The sequence below is a fragment of the Candidatus Merdisoma sp. JLR.KK011 genome, from assembly GCF_036941125.1.
Lineage (GTDB): Bacteria > Bacillota > Clostridia > Lachnospirales > Lachnospiraceae > Laedolimicola.
Map to the genome: position 1 here is coordinate 1,044,916 of NZ_JAYWSZ010000004.1, position 17,725 is coordinate 1,062,640.

Consider the following 17,725-nt stretch of genomic DNA (forward strand, 5'->3'; position numbering starts at 1 on the left):
ATCCTCCTTTAACTTCTGCCTCAAATCTCCTTCTGACCTCATAAACAAAAGGAAATCTTACGGCACCGGATCATATCCTCCCTTAGAAAACGGATTGCATCGCAAAATCCTCCATGCAGCCAGAATACTTCCTTTCAAAGCCCCATATTTTTTAACGGCCTCTAATCCATATTGGGAACAGCTTGGAATATATGGACATCTGGTACTTTTCATCGGCGATAGATATTTCTGATAAAATTGAATCAATCTGATCAATATGGTTTTCATTCTTTTTTGATAACTCCCTGAAGCTTTCCCAAGTGGATCAATGCGCTGCGGATCTCTTCAAAACTTCTTCCCTTCGCATTTACCCTTGCGATGACTACCATGTCCAAACCACTATTGAACATGTCTTCCTGTAGCCGGTAACTTTCCCGAACCAGTCTCGTAATTCTGTGACGTACAACACTGTTGCCCACCTTCTTGCTGACAGAAACTCCAAGACGGTTCTTTGCAAGACCGTTTTCTCTCACATAGAGAACCAGATAACGGTTTGCGCAGGATTTTCCTTCCTTATATATAAGCTGAAAATCCCGGTTCTTTTTCAACGATTCTGAATGAGGATACTTCATAAGTCCTCCAAATTAAGGAAACGCCTTTTTGACATCCCCTATACGCAAAAAATCATACGCAAAAAATTCGCAGACTAAGGAAAAAGGCCACATAATGCGGCCTAGGCTGATAACTTCTTTCTTCCTTTTAATCTTCTTGCCGCTAACACTTTTCTGCCGCCGGCAGTACTCATTCTGGCTCTGAATCCATGAACTCTTGCTCTGGACCTCTTTTTTGGCTGAAATGTCATTTTCATCTCTCGAAACACCTCCTCTTCTAAAAAGCATTGTTTTAATTATATGCGGAAAAGCCTTTAAAGTCAAGCAATTTACAGGCTTTTTTCATTTTCCGGATTTTAAACCTCATCTTGTTATAAAAATTTGACTTATCCACAATATGTGGATAAATTGTGGATAATATGTGGAAAACGGTATTTTTTTATTTTTTCTTGATTAAAAAAATGATTTGTTATATTATTGAATATAGGATATCATGCTTTTTTCACAGTTATATTGAGGAGAACAATAAAATGAACTTAATTTTAGATAAATGGAACGACATTTTGGAGCATATCCGAAAGGAACATGAGCTTTCGGACGTATCCTTTGAAACCTGGCTTCTTCCATTAAAGATACACAGCATTGAAGATCACACAGTACGGATCATTGTACCGGTCGATCAGATGGTTACCTATCTGAATTCCAAATTTAAAATTCCCATTTATGTAGCCATTGCAGAATTTACAGGGGAAAAGTTTGAAATAGAATTTATCACAAAAGAGGAAGCGGATGCTCTGAATCAGAAGAAGAAGGAAGCTCCCGTCTCCCACTCTGTCCGAAAATCCGCCCCCATGAATGTGATTTCCGAGCATTCCAATATCAATGCAAAGTACACTTTCGACACCTTTGTGGTAGGCAACAATAACAAGTTTGCCCACGCTGCATCCCTGGCAGTAGCCGAGACGCCCGGGATTGTCTACAATCCCCTCTTTCTCCACGGAGGCGTGGGACTTGGAAAAACTCATCTGATGCATGCCATTGCGAACCATATATTAAGCAGCAACCCGGATATGAAGGTTCTCTATGTCACAAGTGAATACTTTACCAACGAGCTTATCGAGACCCTTCGTGCCGGCGATCCCACCGGTATGACAAAATTTCGTGAAAAATACCGGAATATCGATGTTCTGCTGATTGACGACGTACAATTTATCATTGGAAAAGAAAGTACCCAGGAAGAATTCTTCCATACCTTCAATTCCCTTCACAATGTAAATAAACAGATTATCATCTCCAGCGACCGTCCTCCCAAGGATATTGAAACCTTGGAAGAACGTCTTAGAACACGTTTTGAATGCGGCCTGATTGCCGATATTTCTTCTCCTGAATTTGAGACACGTATGGCAATTCTTCGAAAGAAAGAAGAATTAGAGGGATATCAGATTGACGATGCCATCATCACCTACATAGCAACCAATGTAAAATCAAATATCCGTGAGCTGGAGGGCGCCTTCAATCGGCTCATCGCCCTTTCCACACTGGAAAAGCGTCCCATCGATATGCCTCTTGCAGAGGAAGCCATCAAGGATATTATTTCTCCCGGGGAAAGCCGCAAGGTTACGCCGGAGCTTATCATTGATATTGTTGCCGAACATTTTCATGTAAAACCGGAAGATATCAAGGGAAAGAAGCGGACTGCGGATATTGTCTACCCCAGACAGATTGCTATGTATCTCTGCCAGGATCACGGAACCTCCTTCAAGCGGATTGGAGAGCTCTTAGGAGGAAGGGATCATACCACTGTCATGCACGGGGTCGAAAAAATTTCCAATGAATTGAAGGTAAACGACGCAACCGAACGCCTCATAGAAACCATACGGAAAAAAATTTACCCCAATTAAAAGTTATACCATTCCCCATATGGATAACCCTTGGATAAGCAGTGGATAACTTTTCATAACTTAAGGCCTGTGTATAACCCACCCATTTTTCCACATGCTTTTTGAAGGCTTTTCACATACTTGTCCTTTTGAAGAATGCTTTTATTTCAAGGCCTAAGACCTGTTTTCAACATATTCACACTCTCTACGAAGAATACTACGGATTTATTTATTTATATATATATGAAAGGAGTTTTCCACAGCATGAAAATTGTCTGCAGTAAAACAGATTTATTAAAGGGTGTTAACATTGTTCTCAAAGCCGTTCCCTCAAAAACAACCATGTCTATTCTGGAATGTATTCTAATTGACGCTTCCGCCCAGAAGATCAAACTCACGGCCAATGACATGGAGCTTGGAATTGAAACCATCATCGAAGGAGATATCCTGGAAAAAGGAATTGTGGCGATTGACGCTAAGATCTTTTCAGAGATTGTAAGGAAGCTTCCGGATAATTTTGTTGCCATTGAGACAGACAGCAATTTCCAGACAAAGATCACCTGTGAAAAGGCAAAGTTTCATATTTCCGGAAAGTCGGGAGAGGATTTTTCCTATCTTCCTTATATTGAAAAAGAAGATTCGGTCAGTATTTCTCAGTTCAGCTTAAAGGAATTGATTAAGCAGACTATTTTTTCTATTTCTGACAATGAAAATAATAAGATGATGACCGGAGAACTCTTTGAACTGAAAGACAGCAATCTCAAGGTCGTTTCTCTGGACGGACACAGGGTTTCCATCCGCAATCTGGAATTAAAGGAAAGCTGCGATGAGAAGAAAGTGATTGTACCGGGAAAAACTCTTATAGAGATCAGCAAGATCCTTTCCGGAGAAATGGATTCATTTGTGAACATTTTTTTTACAAAGAATCATATTGTATTTGAATTTGACGAGACGACGGTTGTATCCCGTCTGATTGAAGGAGAGTATTTCCGCATTGAACAGATGCTCTCCAATGATTATGAGACAAAGGTTACAGTCAATAAAAAGGAATTCTTAAATTGTATTGACAGGGCTACGCTCCTGATTAAGGAGGGTGATAAAAAGCCGATTATTATTCAGGTAAATGACGGGGAAATGAATCTGAAGATTACCTCCGGGGTAGGCTCTATGAATGAGGAGATAGTCATTGAAAAAGAGGGAAAAGATATTTTGATTGGATTCAATCCCAAGTTTTTGATTGATGCCCTCCGCGTTATTGACGATGAGAACATTACGCTTTATATGGTAAATCCCAAGGCGCCGTGTTTTATCCGCAATGAAGAGCAGTCTTATATTTATCTCATTCTGCCGGTGAATTTCAACAGTGCAGTGAATTAAGGGACAGGTGAAGGTATGGAAGAGATACGGATTCGGGATGAGTTTATCAAGCTCGGCCAGGCTCTTAAGCTGGCCGGACTGGTAGATTCCGGCGTAGATGCCAAGTATGTAATACAGGAAGGATATGTGAAAGTAAATGGTGAGACGGAAACGCAAAGGGGGAAGAAGCTTCATCCCGGTGATGTGTTCTCTTACCATGGACAGGATGTCAAAGTGACATGATTATACAATCCATAGAGCTTAAAAATTTTCGGAATTACCGGGAATTAAAGCTGGAATTTGATGAGAATACGAATATTTTTTACGGAGACAATGCCCAGGGAAAGACGAATATTCTGGAGGCTGTCTACTTAAGCGGTACGACAAAGTCTCATAAGGGAAGCCGGGATCGGGATATGCTCTTTTTCGGAGAAGAGGAAGGGCATCTGCGTACCTTTGTGAAAAAAGGGGAGATGGATTATCGGATTGATATTCATCTGAAAAAGAACCGGACCAAGGGAATTGCAGTCAACGGTATTCCCATCAAAAAGGCCGGCGAGCTTTTTGGAATTGCGAACTTTGTATTTTTTTCTCCGGAGGATCTTGGCATTATCAAACAGGGGCCTGGGGAGAGAAGAAGATTTCTTGATATGGAGCTGTGCCAGCTTGATCGGGTATATCTTTATAATCTGACCAATTATAACCGGATAGTGGCTCAGAGAAATAAGCTTTTAAAGGATCTGGCTTATCGTAGCGATCTGGAAGAAACCCTGGATATATGGGATATGCAGCTTGCAGAGTATGGAAAAAAGATTATTGCAGGAAGAGAGCTTTTTATCCGGCAGCTTGGAGAGATTATCTTAGGAATTCATAAGAATCTGTCGGGCGGAAAGGAAGAGCTTCAGATTGCCTATGAGAAGAATGCAGAGGAAGCGGATCTTTACGATGCCATACGAAGAAACCGGGATCGGGACAGGAAAATGAAAACTTCCACCGTAGGCCCCCACAGGGACGACATGCGGTTTGCAATAGATTCCATTGACATTCGGAAATTCGGTTCCCAGGGTCAGCAGAGGACAGCCGCCCTTTCCCTTAAATTATCGGAAATTGAACTGGTAAAAAGGATGATTCATGATACACCAGTATTATTATTGGATGATGTATTGTCTGAACTGGATCATAATAGGCAAAACTATTTATTGAACAGTATCCATGATATCCAGACCATGATTACCTGTACAGGGCTGGATGAGTTTGTAAATCATAGATTTTCCATCAATAAGGTGTTTCGGGTGATCGAAGGTACGGTATGGAATGAAAATTGACTTTAAATTAGGAGGTATGTATGAATACAGAATACGGTGCGGATCAAATACAGATTCTTGAAGGGCTTGAAGCAGTCCGCAAAAGACCTGGCATGTATATCGGAAGCACCTCTTCAAGAGGGCTTCATCATCTGGTATACGAGATTGTGGACAATTCCGTAGACGAAGCCCTGGCGGGCTTTTGTAAAAATATCGATGTGTCTATCAATGAGGACAATTCCATTACCGTTATAGACGACGGCCGGGGAATTCCCGTGGGAATCAATCATAAAGCCGGAATCCCCGCGGTAGAGGTCGTATTTACCATTCTTCATGCGGGTGGAAAATTCGGCGGCGGAGGATATAAGGTATCCGGCGGCCTTCACGGTGTAGGAGCTTCTGTAGTCAACGCTCTCTCTGAATGGCTGGAGGTTACCATCTACAGTGAGGGAAAGATCTACCGTCAGCGTTACGAGCGCGGCCGCGCTATCTATAAATTAAAAGAGGCGGGAACCTGTGATCCAAAAAAGACAGGAACAACCGTAAGCTTTTATCCGGACAAAGAGATCTTTGAGGAAACCATATTTGATTACGATACCCTTAAGGTACGTCTCCGGGAGATGGCATTCCTGACAAAGGGGCTGAATATCATTCTCAGGGATAAGCGGGAAGAAAAGGAAATCGTAAAGGAATTCTGCTATGAGGGCGGAATCCGTCAGTTTGTGGAGTATCTGAACCGTTCCAAAACAAGTCTTTACGATCCCATCATTTATTGTGAGGGTATGTTCAATGAGGTATATGTAGAAGTTTCCATGCAGCACAACGATTCCTATACAGAGAATTGTTACAGCTTTGTCAATAATATCAATACGCCTGAGGGCGGAACTCATTTGACAGGCTTTAAGAATGCACTCACAAAGACATTTAATGATTATGCAAGAAAGAATAAGCTCTTGAAGGACAATGAACCCTCTCTAAGCGGCGAGGATATCCGGGAGGGCTTAACGGCCATCATCAGTATCAAGGTTGCAGAGCCTCAGTTTGAAGGCCAGACAAAGCAGAAGCTGGGCAACAGCGAGGCAAGAGGCGCTGTTGACAACATAGTTTCAGAGCAGCTGATGATTTTCCTGGAACAGAATCCGGCCATTGCCAAGGTGATTCTGGAAAAATCCATTTTAGCCCAGAGGGCCAGGGACGCGGCCCGGAAGGCCCGTGATCTGACCAGAAGAAAAACGGCTCTTGACGGAATGGCTCTGCCCGGCAAGCTTGCAGACTGCTCCGACAAGAATCCGGAAAATTGTGAGATCTACATTGTGGAGGGAGATTCTGCGGGAGGTTCTGCAAAGACGGCCCGTTCCCGTGCGACACAGGCGATTCTTCCTCTGCGCGGAAAGATTCTGAATGTAGAGAAGGCAAGGCTTGATAAGATTTATGCCAATGCAGAGATCAAAGCCATGATCACTGCATTCGGAACGGGAATCCATGAAGACTTTGATATCTCGAAGCTCCGCTATCATAAGATTATTCTGATGACGGATGCGGACGTAGACGGCGCACATATCAGTACTTTGCTTTTGACCTTTATCTACCGCTTTATGCCGGATCTGATTAAGGAGGGGTATGTATATCTGGCGCAGCCGCCTCTCTATAAGCTGGAAAAGAACAAAAAGGTCTGGTATGCTTACAGCGATGAAGAGCTAAATCAGATTCTCACAGAGGTAGGGCGGGATCAGAACAATAAGATTCAGCGCTATAAGGGTCTGGGTGAGATGGATGCGGATCAGCTCTGGGAGACAACTATGGATCCGGCTCACAGAGTTTTAAAGCGTGTGATGATTGATGATACGTATTCTGCGGAGATTGATTTGACCTTTACTACCCTTATGGGCGATAAGGTAGAGCCGAGACGGGAATTTATTGAGACGAACGCCAAGTACGTGAAGAATCTTGATATATAATGGGGAGCCTGCCATACTCCATCGGGGCTGGCGGACTTCGTCCGAAAAGGTTTGAGTTTTACGGAACTGGAATAAAAGGAGAATAGAATGGAAGATAATATCTTTGATAAAGTCCATGAGGTAGATTTAAAAAAGACCATGGAAGATTCCTACATTGATTATGCCATGAGCGTAATCGCGGCCCGGGCGCTGCCGGATGTGCGGGACGGCTTAAAGCCGGTACAGCGCCGGGTACTGTATTCCATGATCGAGCTGAACAACGGTCCGGATAAGCCTCATCGTAAGTGTGCCCGTATCGTCGGCGATACCATGGGTAAATATCACCCCCATGGAGACAGCTCCATCTACGGCGCTCTGGTAAATATGGCTCAGGAATGGTCTACCCGTTATCCATTGGTAGACGGTCACGGAAACTTCGGATCTGTAGACGGCGACGGTGCAGCCGCTATGCGTTATACAGAGGCTCGTTTAAGCAAGATTTCCATGGAAATGCTGGCGGATATCAATAAGGATACCGTAGACTTTGTCCCCAACTTTGACGAGACAGAAAAAGAGCCTTCCGTACTGCCCTCCAGATATCCCAATCTTCTGGTAAACGGAACTACCGGTATTGCTGTTGGAATGGCTACCAATATCCCCCCCCATAATCTGAAGGAGGTTATAGCAGCTGTTGTAAAGCTTATTGATAACCGGGTTCTGGAGGATCGGGATACGGAGATAGAGGAGGTTCTGAAGATTATCAAAGGACCTGACTTCCCTACAGGCGCAGAGATTCTGGGAACAAGAGGAATTGAGGAGGCTTACCGGACAGGACGGGGTAAGATCCGTGTCCGTGCCGTGACAAATATTGAATCTATGCCCAATGGGAAGAATCGGATTATCGTCACAGAGCTTCCCTATATGGTAAATAAAGCCCGGCTGATCGAAAAGATCGCAGATCTGGTAAAGGAAAAACGCATTGACGGCATTACTTATATCGGCGACGAGTCCAGCCGGGAGGGAATGCGGATTAACATAGAGCTTAGAAAGGATGCCAATGCAAATGTAATCCTCAATCAGCTATACAAGCATACCCAGCTTCAGGATACCTTCGGCGTCAACATGCTTTCTCTGGTGAACAACCAGCCAAAGACCTTGAATCTTTTGGATATGCTGAAATATTATCTTCTTCATCAGGAGGATGTGGTAACCAGAAGAACCAGGTATGAGCTGAACAAGGCAGAGGAACGCGCCCATATCTTAAAGGGTCTGCTGATTGCCCTGGATCACATTGACGAGGTTATCCGGATCATCCGCAGCTCCCGATCCACGCAGATTGCAAAGCAGGGGCTGATGGATCGCTTTGAACTGGATGATGTACAGGCCCAGGCAATTGTAGATATGCGTCTGCGAGCTCTCACTGGATTGGAACGGGAGAAGCTTGAAGCAGAGTATCAAAGCCTGATGGAGCAGATCGAGTACTTAAAAGCAATTCTGGCGGACGAGAAGAAGCTTCTCGGCGTTATCAAGGAAGAGATCCTCATTATCTCTGAGAAATTCGGGGATGAGAGAAGAACCAGCATAGGCTATGATGAGTTTGATTTGTCCATGGAGGATCTCATTCCTGAGGAGGATGTGGTCATAACCATGACAAATCTGGGTTACATCAAGCGCATGACCACCGATAACTTCAAGAGCCAGAACCGGGGCGGCAAGGGAATCAAGGGAATGCAGACCATCAATGAGGATTACATTGAGGATCTGATGATGACAACCACCCATCATTACCTGATGTTCTTTACCAATACGGGAAAGGTATACCGCCTGAAGGCTTACGAGATACCAGAGGCAGGCAGAACCTCCAGAGGAACTGCAATCATCAATCTCCTGCAGCTTCAGCCAGAGGAAAAGATAACGGCAATTATTCCCATGAAGGATTACCAGGAAGGAAAATACCTCTTTATGGCTACCCGGAACGGCCTTGTAAAGAAGACTTCCATTCTGGATTATGCAAATGTGCGCAAAACAGGACTTTTGGCCATTAATCTTCGGGACGGGGATGAGCTAATCGAAGTTAAATACACCGACAATGAGCAGGATGTCCTTCTCATTACAAAATTCGGCATGTGCATCCGCTTCCACGAGACAGACGTAAGGCCCACGGGCCGTACTTCCATGGGCGTCATCGGTATGAATCTGACAGATCAGGATGAAGTCGTAGCCATGCAGGTACACAACCAGGGCGAGTATCTTCTGGTGGTTTCGGAAAACGGTCTTGGAAAACGGACGAGTATAGAGGAATTCAATGCTCAGAACCGGGGCGGCAAGGGTATCAAGTGTTATAAGATAACGGAAAAGACAGGCAATGTCATCGGCGCTAAGGCAGTCAACGAGGAGAATGAGGTTATGCTGATTACCAATGAGGGAATCATTATCCGGATTCCCTGCAGCGGAATCTCCATTGTAGGAAGAATTGCTTCCGGCGTGAAGCTGATGAACGTGGATTCCGAGAATGTGGTAGTGGCGAGCATTGCAAAGGTACGTAACCAGGAAGATTCCGGGGAAGAAGATGCGGATCAGGAGGAATCCCTGGAGACAGAAGCGGATAATCCCAAGGAAACAGAATAGACTTATCGAAAATCAATAAATAAATATTGATTTACAAAATCGTATATGATAAGATGCAGTTATCAGTCAAAAAGATAACTGCATCTTTTCTATATGCGGAAAGAAAGGATATAATATGTCAATTGTAATAAATCTGGACGTTATGATGGCAAAACGGAAAATCGGACTGACCGAGCTGGCCAGAGAAGTTGACATTACCATGGCCAACTTATCGATATTAAAAAATAACAAAGCAAAAGCAGTACGTTTTACTACGCTCAATGCCATATGCAAAGCATTAGACTGCCAGCCCGGGGATCTTCTGGAATATGTTCCGGAAGAAAAAGAGGTTCAGGCCGGCAAAGAGCAGATGTAGATCAAGTGGAAATAAATTCCATGTCAAATGAATAGGTGACAAACTGGAAAAACTATACTATAATTATTTCGAGTTCCTATGGAAAAAGAATCCAAGGTAATTTTTATGTATACAGATTGGAAATGATACGGACCCTTCTTTTGTTCTCTATTTTTTCCAAGAAAATATTCAGTTTTTTATTTATGTAATTTTATTCATTTTCTTGAATCTTCTCATTTAGAGTTTGAAACATTAAAACGATAATACAAAACAAACGAGAAAGATAAGGGGGAAACACTTGTGAGTACAAAAGATAAAATTCTTCTTTTTATACCCGGATATAACTGCGAAAAACAGATTGTAAGGGTTCTGGGACAGCTGGATGAGGGAATCCTGTCTTTTTTAACCCGGATTATTGTGGTAAATAACCAAAGTACAGACGGGACAGAGGAAGCTGTCAAAAGTTATATGGAGGAACATCCCCAGGTTCCAATCACATTATTAAGAAATCAAGATAATTACGGTCTTGGCGGTTCTCACAAGACTGCTTTTTCCTATGCAATCAATCACAATTACGATTATGTGATTGTTCTCCACGGAGACGATCAGGGGGATATTCACGACATGGACCGGGTGCTGAAAAAACAGCTTTATAAAAAATATGACTGCTGTCTGGGCGGACGGTTTATGAGAGGCTCCCGGCTGAAAGGGTATTCCCTTTTCCGTACCTTCGGCAATATCGTATATAATTTTCTCTTTTCCGCCGTGGTAAGAAACCGGATATTCGATCTGGGATCCGGATTAAATATGTATTCCACCGCTATGCTCAAGGATCCTTTTTATAAAAAGTTTCCGGATAAGCTGACCTTCAATTACTGTATGATTCTGGCCTCCCATTACTATAGACACCGTATCATGTTTTTTCCGATTACCTGGAGGGAGGAAGATCAGGTGTCCAATGTAAAGATGGCAAGCCAGGCCGTATCTGTATTAAAGATGCTTGCGGACTACTGGCGGAATCATGAATTCATAAAATCAGAGCTTCGGGAGATTCCAAGAGAAGCTTATCTGGCAGATGTGATACAGGAAAACAAGTGAGGACTTGTCTATGAAAATGTTATATCTTGTACCACTTTTTCTGGCAGGCCTTTTTGTGGTACATGTATTGAAAATGCTGCGCTTCTACCTGGTTCTTCTGGAGCAGAAGATAGAACTGAAGAAGTTTACGTTTTTATACCTAAAAACAACCTTTCTTAATTTGCTGATTCCTTTTAAGCTTGGGGAGATCTACCGGATATACTGCGTGATAAAGCTGACAGACTGCACGCAGGTAGGAATCTTAAGCGTGGTACTGGATCGTTTTTTCGACACCTTTATCTTGCTGTTGTTTTTACTTCCATACGATCTGCTGGTTCTTCGGGGCCTTACCTGGATAACGGGGACTCTGCTTATATTTCTTCTGCTTGTGATGCTGGCGTACCGGATGTTTGAGCCCACCTATCTCTATCTGAACGAATATCTGATCCGAAGCTCCAGAAGCAAAAGGGGAATCTGGATCCTGTCCTTTATGGAAATGCTCCGGGAATGGTACGATTATACGAAGGATCTGATCAAAGGCAGACAATATCTGATTATCTTTTGTTCCGCCCTTGGGTGGATCGGGGAGGCCGGCCTGCTCTTTATGATTTCCGGTTACTATCAGATCGGGTTTGGCGTGGAAGAGTCTGCAGCTTATATCCAGTCTATTTTTTCGGCGGAAAAAAGCTTGATATTTACGGCCTATAACCGTATCAGCATGTACATATTATTTGCTTTGATTCTGTTGTTTCTGTGCATCAGACTTTTAAGGAGAAAAAAGCAATGAAGAAAAAACTATTTGTTCTGTACGATGACAGGATCCGGCCCAATGAAAAGATCGCCCAGGTAGCTGGAAATAAAAGCTACGGAAACATTATCTTTAAACAGAAGACTATTCAGAAACGGCTGGAGGAGATTCTGGAGGAAAAGGATTATATTTTGAAATTTTATCCCTTTTCCGGGGAGGAAAAAAGATCGGAAAGCATCCGGCAGGTACTGTCTGCCGTTCACCCGGCGGCGATTGTATATCTGTATTCTTCCTATGGAATTGCAGATTCAAATATGTTCGGCCTTCTTCTGGACAAAGCACAATTTTTAAACCAATCCAAGAAGGTTGTCAAGAACCGCCATACAGCCGCCCTCTTGTTTTCGGAGATGGAAGCCTTCCGGGAGTGGGTGAAAAAGGGCAGCAATCCAGAGGGAAGCGAGGAAATGGAAGCCCTTTCTGGGGACATGTTCATAGATTTAAGCTCCTTTGACGAATTCATAAAATATATTACCAGCGGATTCGAAGCCAGGTTTTTTAATACTCTTCAGGGAGATCAGTATACGGTTACAAAGCGTTCCGCCAATAAGGAAAAGATCAAAAGCGAATACCAGTTTTATTATTTTCTTCCCAGGGAAATGCAGCACTGGTTTGTGCAGCCCTATTCCTACGAGGAATCGGAGGAGGCGGCAAGCTACACCATGGAACGGATGCATATGACCGACCTGGCCATCCAATACGTCCATGGGGCCCTGTCCCTGGAGGATCTGGATGAGATCCTGCGCCAGCTTTTTTATTTTTTAAAGACAAGGTGCATAAAAAAGATCTCAAAGGAGGAGTACGAACAGCAGTCCAGGCATCTGTATCTGGATAAGGTGTTAAGGCGGCTGGAGGAGCTTAAGAAGAATCCTTACTTTGAGAAAATGAATCAGATGATAGGGGTTGGAACTGCTTATGACAATGCGGCGGCTGTTTTTTCCCACTACGAGGCTTTGTATCAGCAGATACATAAGAGGTACAGCTTTGAAGCCCTTGCCGCAGTGAGCCACGGGGATCTGTGCTTCTCCAATATTCTTTATCAGAGGCATGCCAACATTCTGCGCATGATTGATCCGAAGGGAGCAAAGGAGGAAGAGGATATCTGGACAGATCCCTGGTATGATCTGGCGAAGCTTTCCCATTCCATCTGCGGAAGGTACGATTTCTTTAACAGCGGCCTGTATCGGGTGGAGATTGGGGAGGATCTGAAGCTTGGGCTTCACATTGAGTTTGAAAATCAGGCTTATGTAGAACTGTTTCAGAAATATCTTGAGAAAAATCAGTTTTCATATCCGGTTGTCCGGCTGTATGAGGCGTCGCTGTTTTTATCCATGCTGCCTCTGCACATGGATAACCCTCAGAAGGTATTTGGATTTTTGTTAAACGGGATTGAGATTTTACAGGAGGTGGAGCAATGTTTGAAGGGATGACGCTGGTAATGGATATTGACGGAACCATCTGCCCCATTAAGAGGAAGGATCAAGAGTACATAGAGCTGGTTCCTTACAAGGAAATTGTGGAAAAGATGAAGGAATATAAGGCTGGCGGTGCAAAAATCGTGCTGTACACCTCCCGGAATATGAATACCTACAAGGGTAATCTGGGACTTATCAATGCAAATACGGCTAAGGTTCTGATGAAATGGCTGGAAAAATGGGAGATTCCTTACGATGAAATACTGTACGGGAAGCCCTGGCCCGGCCATCGGGGATTTTATGTGGATGACCGCTGCATAAGGCCGGATGAGCTTTTGAAATATTCGGAGGAAGAGCTGGATGCCATCTGCAAAAAAAGCCGTCCGGAGGAGGAGTGCTTATGACAATCGTAATTACCATGGCAGGCTTTGGAACGAGATTCAAAAAAGCAGGCTATCCCATGCCGAAATATCAGATTACGGCCCATGGAAAGACCTTATTTGAGTGGTCTATGGAAAGCCTTGCGGATTTCCGCCGTCCGGAGGATACGTATCTGTTTATCTTAAGAAGAGAGGACAGAGCCGCTGACTTTATCCGGGAAAAATGTCTTGCTATGGGCATCGGCAGAATTCAGATCATAGAGCTGGATGAGATGACAGACGGGCAGGCCACCACAGCTATGCTGGGAGCCGCCTATTGGGATAAGGAAAGCCCTCTTCTCGTCTACAATATTGACACCTATGTAGAAGCCGGACAGATGCGCCCGGAGCAGTTCTGCGGGGACGGGTTTATACCCTGCTTCTGCGGGGAAGGCGATCATTGGAGTTTTGTGCGTCTTTCAGAGGATGGAAGAGCGGCGGAGGTTCGGGAAAAGGTGCATATCTCGGATTACTGTACCATAGGTGCGTACTATTTCAAAACCTGCGGCCTTTATGAAGCTTTGTACGAAGAATACTACCATGAAGAAGATCATATGGAAAAGGGGGAGAAGTATATTGCGCCCCTTTACAATTATTTGATACAAAAAGGGAACGAAGTCCGGATCTCTGTCATTGAGAAGGAACGGATTCATGTGCTTGGGACACCGGAGGAACTGGATTATTTTAAGGAGAATTATAAAAAATGAAGAAACTGCCAATCCAAAAATTGTGGGTAACGATAGCTCTTGTCCACTGGCTTATCAGCCTTCTGACAGATAAACTGGTGATTACCTGTGAAAGCTCTGTCACGTATGGAATCTGGAAGGTTTTGTTTCTTCTATTCCTTTTTATATTTTACCAGGCGGCAGGGTATGCAGTCCGGGAATACTGCTCGGGTAATCAGGCAGTCCGTAAGATTCTGAAGCTTGCCGGGATTTATTTTCTGGTGATGCTGGTTTTTCTGCTTCTGACCTGGCCTGGAATCTGGAGGGTGGATGAATTTAGTATTTTGCGGACAGCGAAGGATCTGCATCTTCATTTCTGGCAGGGATATCTGACTTCGGTTTACTATATTCTGTGTCTGATGATGATTCCCCACCCGGCATCTGTGGTTTTGTTTATGTGCGCCATCAATTCCGCAGTAGCGGGATATCTGGTTTATAAGCTGTGGACTTATACAGGTGAAAAGAAATATGCGTATCTGTTGTATGTGCCCTTTTTCTTTTTCCCGGTTATCGACTCCAACCTGTATCCCATGCGCATGAGCATCTATGCGTTTCTGGAACTGCTTCTGCTGGCGAAGATCTGTTTCTGGGTGTACGAGAAGCGTCTTCCGGGAAAGGGAGAATTCCTGTGGATGTCGCTGCTGGCGGGGATCGTTACGGCCTGGCGGAGTGAATCTATTTATTATCTGCTGCTGTTTCCGGTGCTTCTGGCTGTTTTTCTGTGGAAAAGGGTATCTGGAAAGGCAATCCTGCGGGCAATCGCAGTTTATTTGAGCTTTTCTGTTGTACTGGTGGGAATTCAGAAGATTGGGGACGGATGGAACGGCACCGGAGGCCGTGGGGACGGCTATGAGATTACGGCAATCATACGGCCGCTGACAGTTCTTGTGGTAGATGCGGCCTATGCGGAGGAAAAGGATCTGATTGCCGCCGTTGATAAGGTGATTAACTGTGCGTTCATCTTCCAGGGAGCTTCTGAAGGAGATAACGGGCTTGATATCTTCTGGAAATACGGCGGAGAGGGACTGGTAACGGACAGCTATACACAGGAAGATTTCCATAATATGAAAATGGCGTACTATGAGCTGATTCTGCGCCACCCGAAGACATTTTTGAGGGAGCGCCTGAATACATATCTAAAATCCACAGGAATTCTTGGGGATCTTCCGAATACGGATCCTCCCGCTCCTGTAATCAGCGAGACCGTGAGAAATGGGACTTATGCTTTACTTGAGCTGCGCTATCGGAATTCGGATCAGTATCTGGTTTCGGGAAAAGCCACCAAAATAGTATACTCCGGCTTTTTTCCCTCTTTTGTTCTGATTCTGGGCTCCCTCTGGTTTTTACTGAAAAAGAGATGGGTCTATGCGGGAAGCGTTATGATGGCGGCCATTAAGGTTCCCCTTATATTTTTGACGGCTCCCGGATGCCTGTTTATGTATTACTATTCTCCCTATTTGTGCGGATGGATATTTTTATTCTTTGTGGGAATTTTATGGTACAGGAAGCGAAAGGAAAGGGAGGCTGCCAGATGAAACGGATTCTTTTGATGGTTCTTTATAATTTTCCCTTTGTGCCCTGGTGGTGGTATCAGCTCTGCTCCTATGCCAGGCATACGGATGAGATTCCGGAAGAAAAGAAGTATGCGCTTTTGAAAAAGATCACCCTTCATGCCAACAAAGGCGGGAGAGTGAAGATTGATGTGTATGGGAAGGAGCATATTCCTTCCGAGAAGGGCTTTGTGTTCTTCCCTAATCACCAGGGACTTTTTGACGTGCTGTCAATTATTGAGGCATGTGATGTGCCATTTTCCGTGGTGGCTAAAATCGAGGTAAAGGATATTCCTTTTTTAAAGCAGGTTTTTGCCATATTGAAGGCAAAAATGATGGATCGGGATAATGTGCGCCAGTCTCTGAACATCATCCAGGAGGTGACGGAGGAGGTAAAGGGCGGAAAGAATTATCTTATTTTCCCGGAGGGAACACGCTCAAAAAATGGAAATGAGGTGGGGGATTTCAAGGGAGGAAGCTTTAAAAGCGCCATGAATGCCAAGTGCCCCATTGTGCCGGTGGCTATGCTGAATGCTTACCAGGCCTTTGATACCAACAGTATCCATCCTGTGACGGTAGAGGTTCATTTCTTAAAGCCCATTCCTTATGAGGAATACCAGGGAATGCGATCCAAGGAAATCGCGGAGCTTGTCCGGGGGCAGATTGTAGAGACCATAGAAAACCATAGAAAATAGTTTAAAAAAAGATTGACAGGCATGGGAAGAAATGCTATGTTTTAATTACTTATACGACTGACGGAAGTGGAAGAAACCACGGGGAGTATAAGAACTTGGAAGCCGACCGTCTGGGCAATGAACGCTTGGACTGCGGCTTTTTTTCTTTGAATTTGCAGAAGCTGTTATTTTGGGAAAGGAGAACAGACATGGAAATGATTTCACTGGCACAGACGCTCCGGGAGAATTCCTATCCGGGACGCGGCATCGTGATTGGCAGATCTGAGAACGGCAGAAAGGCAGCAGCCGCTTATTTTATTATGGGAAGAAGCGAGAACAGCAGAAACCGGATATTTGCAGAGGAGGGCGAGGGAATCCGGACTCAGGCGTTTGATCCTTCCAAGCTTACGGATCCCAGCCTGATTATCTATGCGCCGGTTCGTGTTCTGGGCAATAGGACGATTGTAACCAACGGGGATCAGACGGATACGATCTATGAATGCATGGAAAAGGGGATGACCTTTGAGCAGGCTCTGCGCACCCGGGAATTTGAACCGGACGGGCCCAACTATACGCCGCGGATTTCCGGAATTATGGAAATCGAGGACGGACAGTTTAATTACTCCATGTCGATTTTAAAGAGTAATAACGGAGATCCTTCTTCCTGCAGCCGTTATACATTTTCTTATGAGAACTGCCCGGCAGGGGAGGGGCATTTCATCCATACGTATCAGCGGGACGGCAGCCCTCTGCCAAGCTTTGAGGGAGAGCCAAAGCTTATAGCGATTCCCGATGATATAGAGAAGTTCACCAATATGCTGTGGCTGAATCTCAATGAGGACAATAAGGTATCTCTCTTTGTGCGGTATATTGATATTGAGACCGGAAAGTATGAGACACGGATTGTAAATAAGAATGAATAACAATTGACCTAAAGAAATGCGCACGGACAGAGCCAGCAGTCTGTATGGGAAATTCTTGTATATATTTCCGGTAGGGACTGTGAGGAATATTACGGCATGGAATAAGGA

At 44.3% G+C, this 17,725-nt stretch carries 18 protein-coding genes and 1 riboswitch; of the genes, 15 read left to right on the forward strand and 3 right to left on the reverse strand.

Features of this window, described 5'->3' with window-relative positions; all coding sequences use genetic code 11:
* Nucleotides 1-57: 57 nt before the first annotated feature.
* The 3 genes from yidD to rpmH form a co-directional block, all read right to left on the reverse strand.
* On the reverse strand, nt 58-267 hold the full coding sequence (gene yidD, locus VV089_RS18900) for a membrane protein insertion efficiency factor YidD (RefSeq protein ID WP_334336996.1): 210 nt from the start codon (nt 265-267) through the stop codon (nt 58-60).
* Nucleotides 264-611 carry a ribonuclease P protein component gene (rnpA, locus tag VV089_RS18905; protein ID WP_334336997.1) on the reverse strand — a complete coding sequence of 116 codons (348 nt, stop codon included), beginning with the start codon at nt 609-611 and terminating at the stop codon, nt 264-266. The genes yidD and rnpA overlap by 4 nt, the downstream gene beginning before the upstream one ends.
* 101 nt (nt 612-712) lie before the next feature.
* Nucleotides 713-847, reverse strand: coding sequence for a 50S ribosomal protein L34 (rpmH, locus tag VV089_RS18910; RefSeq protein WP_334336998.1), 135 nt, complete (start codon nt 845-847; stop codon nt 713-715).
* A gap of 273 nt (nt 848-1,120) precedes the next feature.
* On the opposite strand from rpmH, the gene dnaA reads away from it, so the two are divergent.
* The 15 genes from dnaA (at nt 1,121) to VV089_RS18985 (ending at nt 17,617) form a co-directional block, all read left to right on the forward strand.
* Nucleotides 1,121-2,491 (forward strand): chromosomal replication initiator protein DnaA, encoded by a 1,371-nt coding sequence (gene dnaA, locus VV089_RS18915; protein WP_334336999.1) that lies wholly within the window; start codon nt 1,121-1,123, stop codon nt 2,489-2,491.
* Nucleotides 2,492-2,734: 243 nt separating this feature from the next.
* Nucleotides 2,735-3,847 (forward strand): DNA polymerase III subunit beta, encoded by a 1,113-nt coding sequence (gene dnaN / locus VV089_RS18920; RefSeq protein WP_334337000.1) that lies wholly within the window; start codon nt 2,735-2,737, stop codon nt 3,845-3,847.
* Between the two features lie 15 nt (nt 3,848-3,862).
* Nucleotides 3,863-4,069 carry an RNA-binding S4 domain-containing protein gene (locus VV089_RS18925; protein WP_334337001.1) on the forward strand — a complete coding sequence of 69 codons (207 nt, stop codon included), beginning with the start codon at nt 3,863-3,865 and terminating at the stop codon, nt 4,067-4,069.
* Nucleotides 4,066-5,151, forward strand: a complete 1,086-nt coding sequence (gene recF, locus VV089_RS18930; RefSeq protein WP_334337002.1) for a DNA replication/repair protein RecF — start codon at nt 4,066-4,068, stop codon at nt 5,149-5,151. Before VV089_RS18925 ends, recF begins: the two co-directional genes overlap by 4 nt.
* Nucleotides 5,152-5,171: 20 nt before the next feature.
* Nucleotides 5,172-7,088 carry a DNA topoisomerase (ATP-hydrolyzing) subunit B gene (gene gyrB, locus VV089_RS18935; protein WP_334337003.1) on the forward strand — a complete coding sequence of 639 codons (1,917 nt, stop codon included), beginning with the start codon at nt 5,172-5,174 and terminating at the stop codon, nt 7,086-7,088.
* 87 nt (nt 7,089-7,175) lie between these two features.
* The gene (gene gyrA / locus VV089_RS18940) at nt 7,176-9,695 is read left to right on the forward strand and encodes a DNA gyrase subunit A (RefSeq protein ID WP_334337004.1); all 2,520 of its coding nucleotides are present in this window, start codon (nt 7,176-7,178) and stop codon (nt 9,693-9,695) included.
* Nucleotides 9,696-9,810: 115 nt separating this feature from the next.
* Nucleotides 9,811-10,050 (forward strand): helix-turn-helix domain-containing protein, encoded by a 240-nt coding sequence (locus VV089_RS18945; RefSeq protein WP_334337005.1) that lies wholly within the window; start codon nt 9,811-9,813, stop codon nt 10,048-10,050.
* Nucleotides 10,051-10,329: 279 nt separating this feature from the next.
* Nucleotides 10,330-11,127: a glycosyltransferase family 2 protein gene (locus VV089_RS18950; RefSeq protein WP_334337006.1), complete on the forward strand. Its 798-nt coding sequence runs from the start codon at nt 10,330-10,332 to the stop codon at nt 11,125-11,127.
* 10 nt (nt 11,128-11,137) lie between these two features.
* A complete protein-coding gene (locus VV089_RS18955) occupies nt 11,138-11,893 on the forward strand; it encodes a lysylphosphatidylglycerol synthase domain-containing protein (RefSeq protein ID WP_334337007.1) in 756 nt (251 codons plus the stop codon).
* Nucleotides 11,890-13,341, forward strand: coding sequence for a hypothetical protein (locus tag VV089_RS18960; protein WP_334337008.1), 1,452 nt, complete (start codon nt 11,890-11,892; stop codon nt 13,339-13,341). The genes VV089_RS18955 and VV089_RS18960 overlap by 4 nt, the downstream gene beginning before the upstream one ends.
* Nucleotides 13,326-13,730, forward strand: a complete 405-nt coding sequence (locus tag VV089_RS18965) for a capsular biosynthesis protein (RefSeq protein WP_334337009.1) — start codon at nt 13,326-13,328, stop codon at nt 13,728-13,730. Before VV089_RS18960 ends, VV089_RS18965 begins: the two co-directional genes overlap by 16 nt.
* Entirely contained in the window at nt 13,727-14,452 is a 726-nt protein-coding gene (locus VV089_RS18970) for a glycosyltransferase family 2 protein (RefSeq protein WP_334337010.1), read from the forward strand. Before VV089_RS18965 ends, VV089_RS18970 begins: the two co-directional genes overlap by 4 nt.
* Nucleotides 14,449-16,005 carry a hypothetical protein gene (locus VV089_RS18975; protein ID WP_334337011.1) on the forward strand — a complete coding sequence of 519 codons (1,557 nt, stop codon included), beginning with the start codon at nt 14,449-14,451 and terminating at the stop codon, nt 16,003-16,005. The genes VV089_RS18970 and VV089_RS18975 overlap by 4 nt, the downstream gene beginning before the upstream one ends.
* A complete protein-coding gene (locus VV089_RS18980; RefSeq protein WP_334337012.1) occupies nt 16,002-16,715 on the forward strand; it encodes a lysophospholipid acyltransferase family protein in 714 nt (237 codons plus the stop codon). Before VV089_RS18975 ends, VV089_RS18980 begins: the two co-directional genes overlap by 4 nt.
* 43 nt (nt 16,716-16,758) lie before the next feature.
* A riboswitch (ZMP/ZTP riboswitch) is annotated at nt 16,759-16,838 on the forward strand.
* 65 nt (nt 16,839-16,903) lie between these two features.
* Nucleotides 16,904-17,617, forward strand: a complete 714-nt coding sequence (locus VV089_RS18985; RefSeq protein WP_334337013.1) for an IMP cyclohydrolase — start codon at nt 16,904-16,906, stop codon at nt 17,615-17,617.
* Nucleotides 17,618-17,725: the final 108 nt, after the last annotated feature.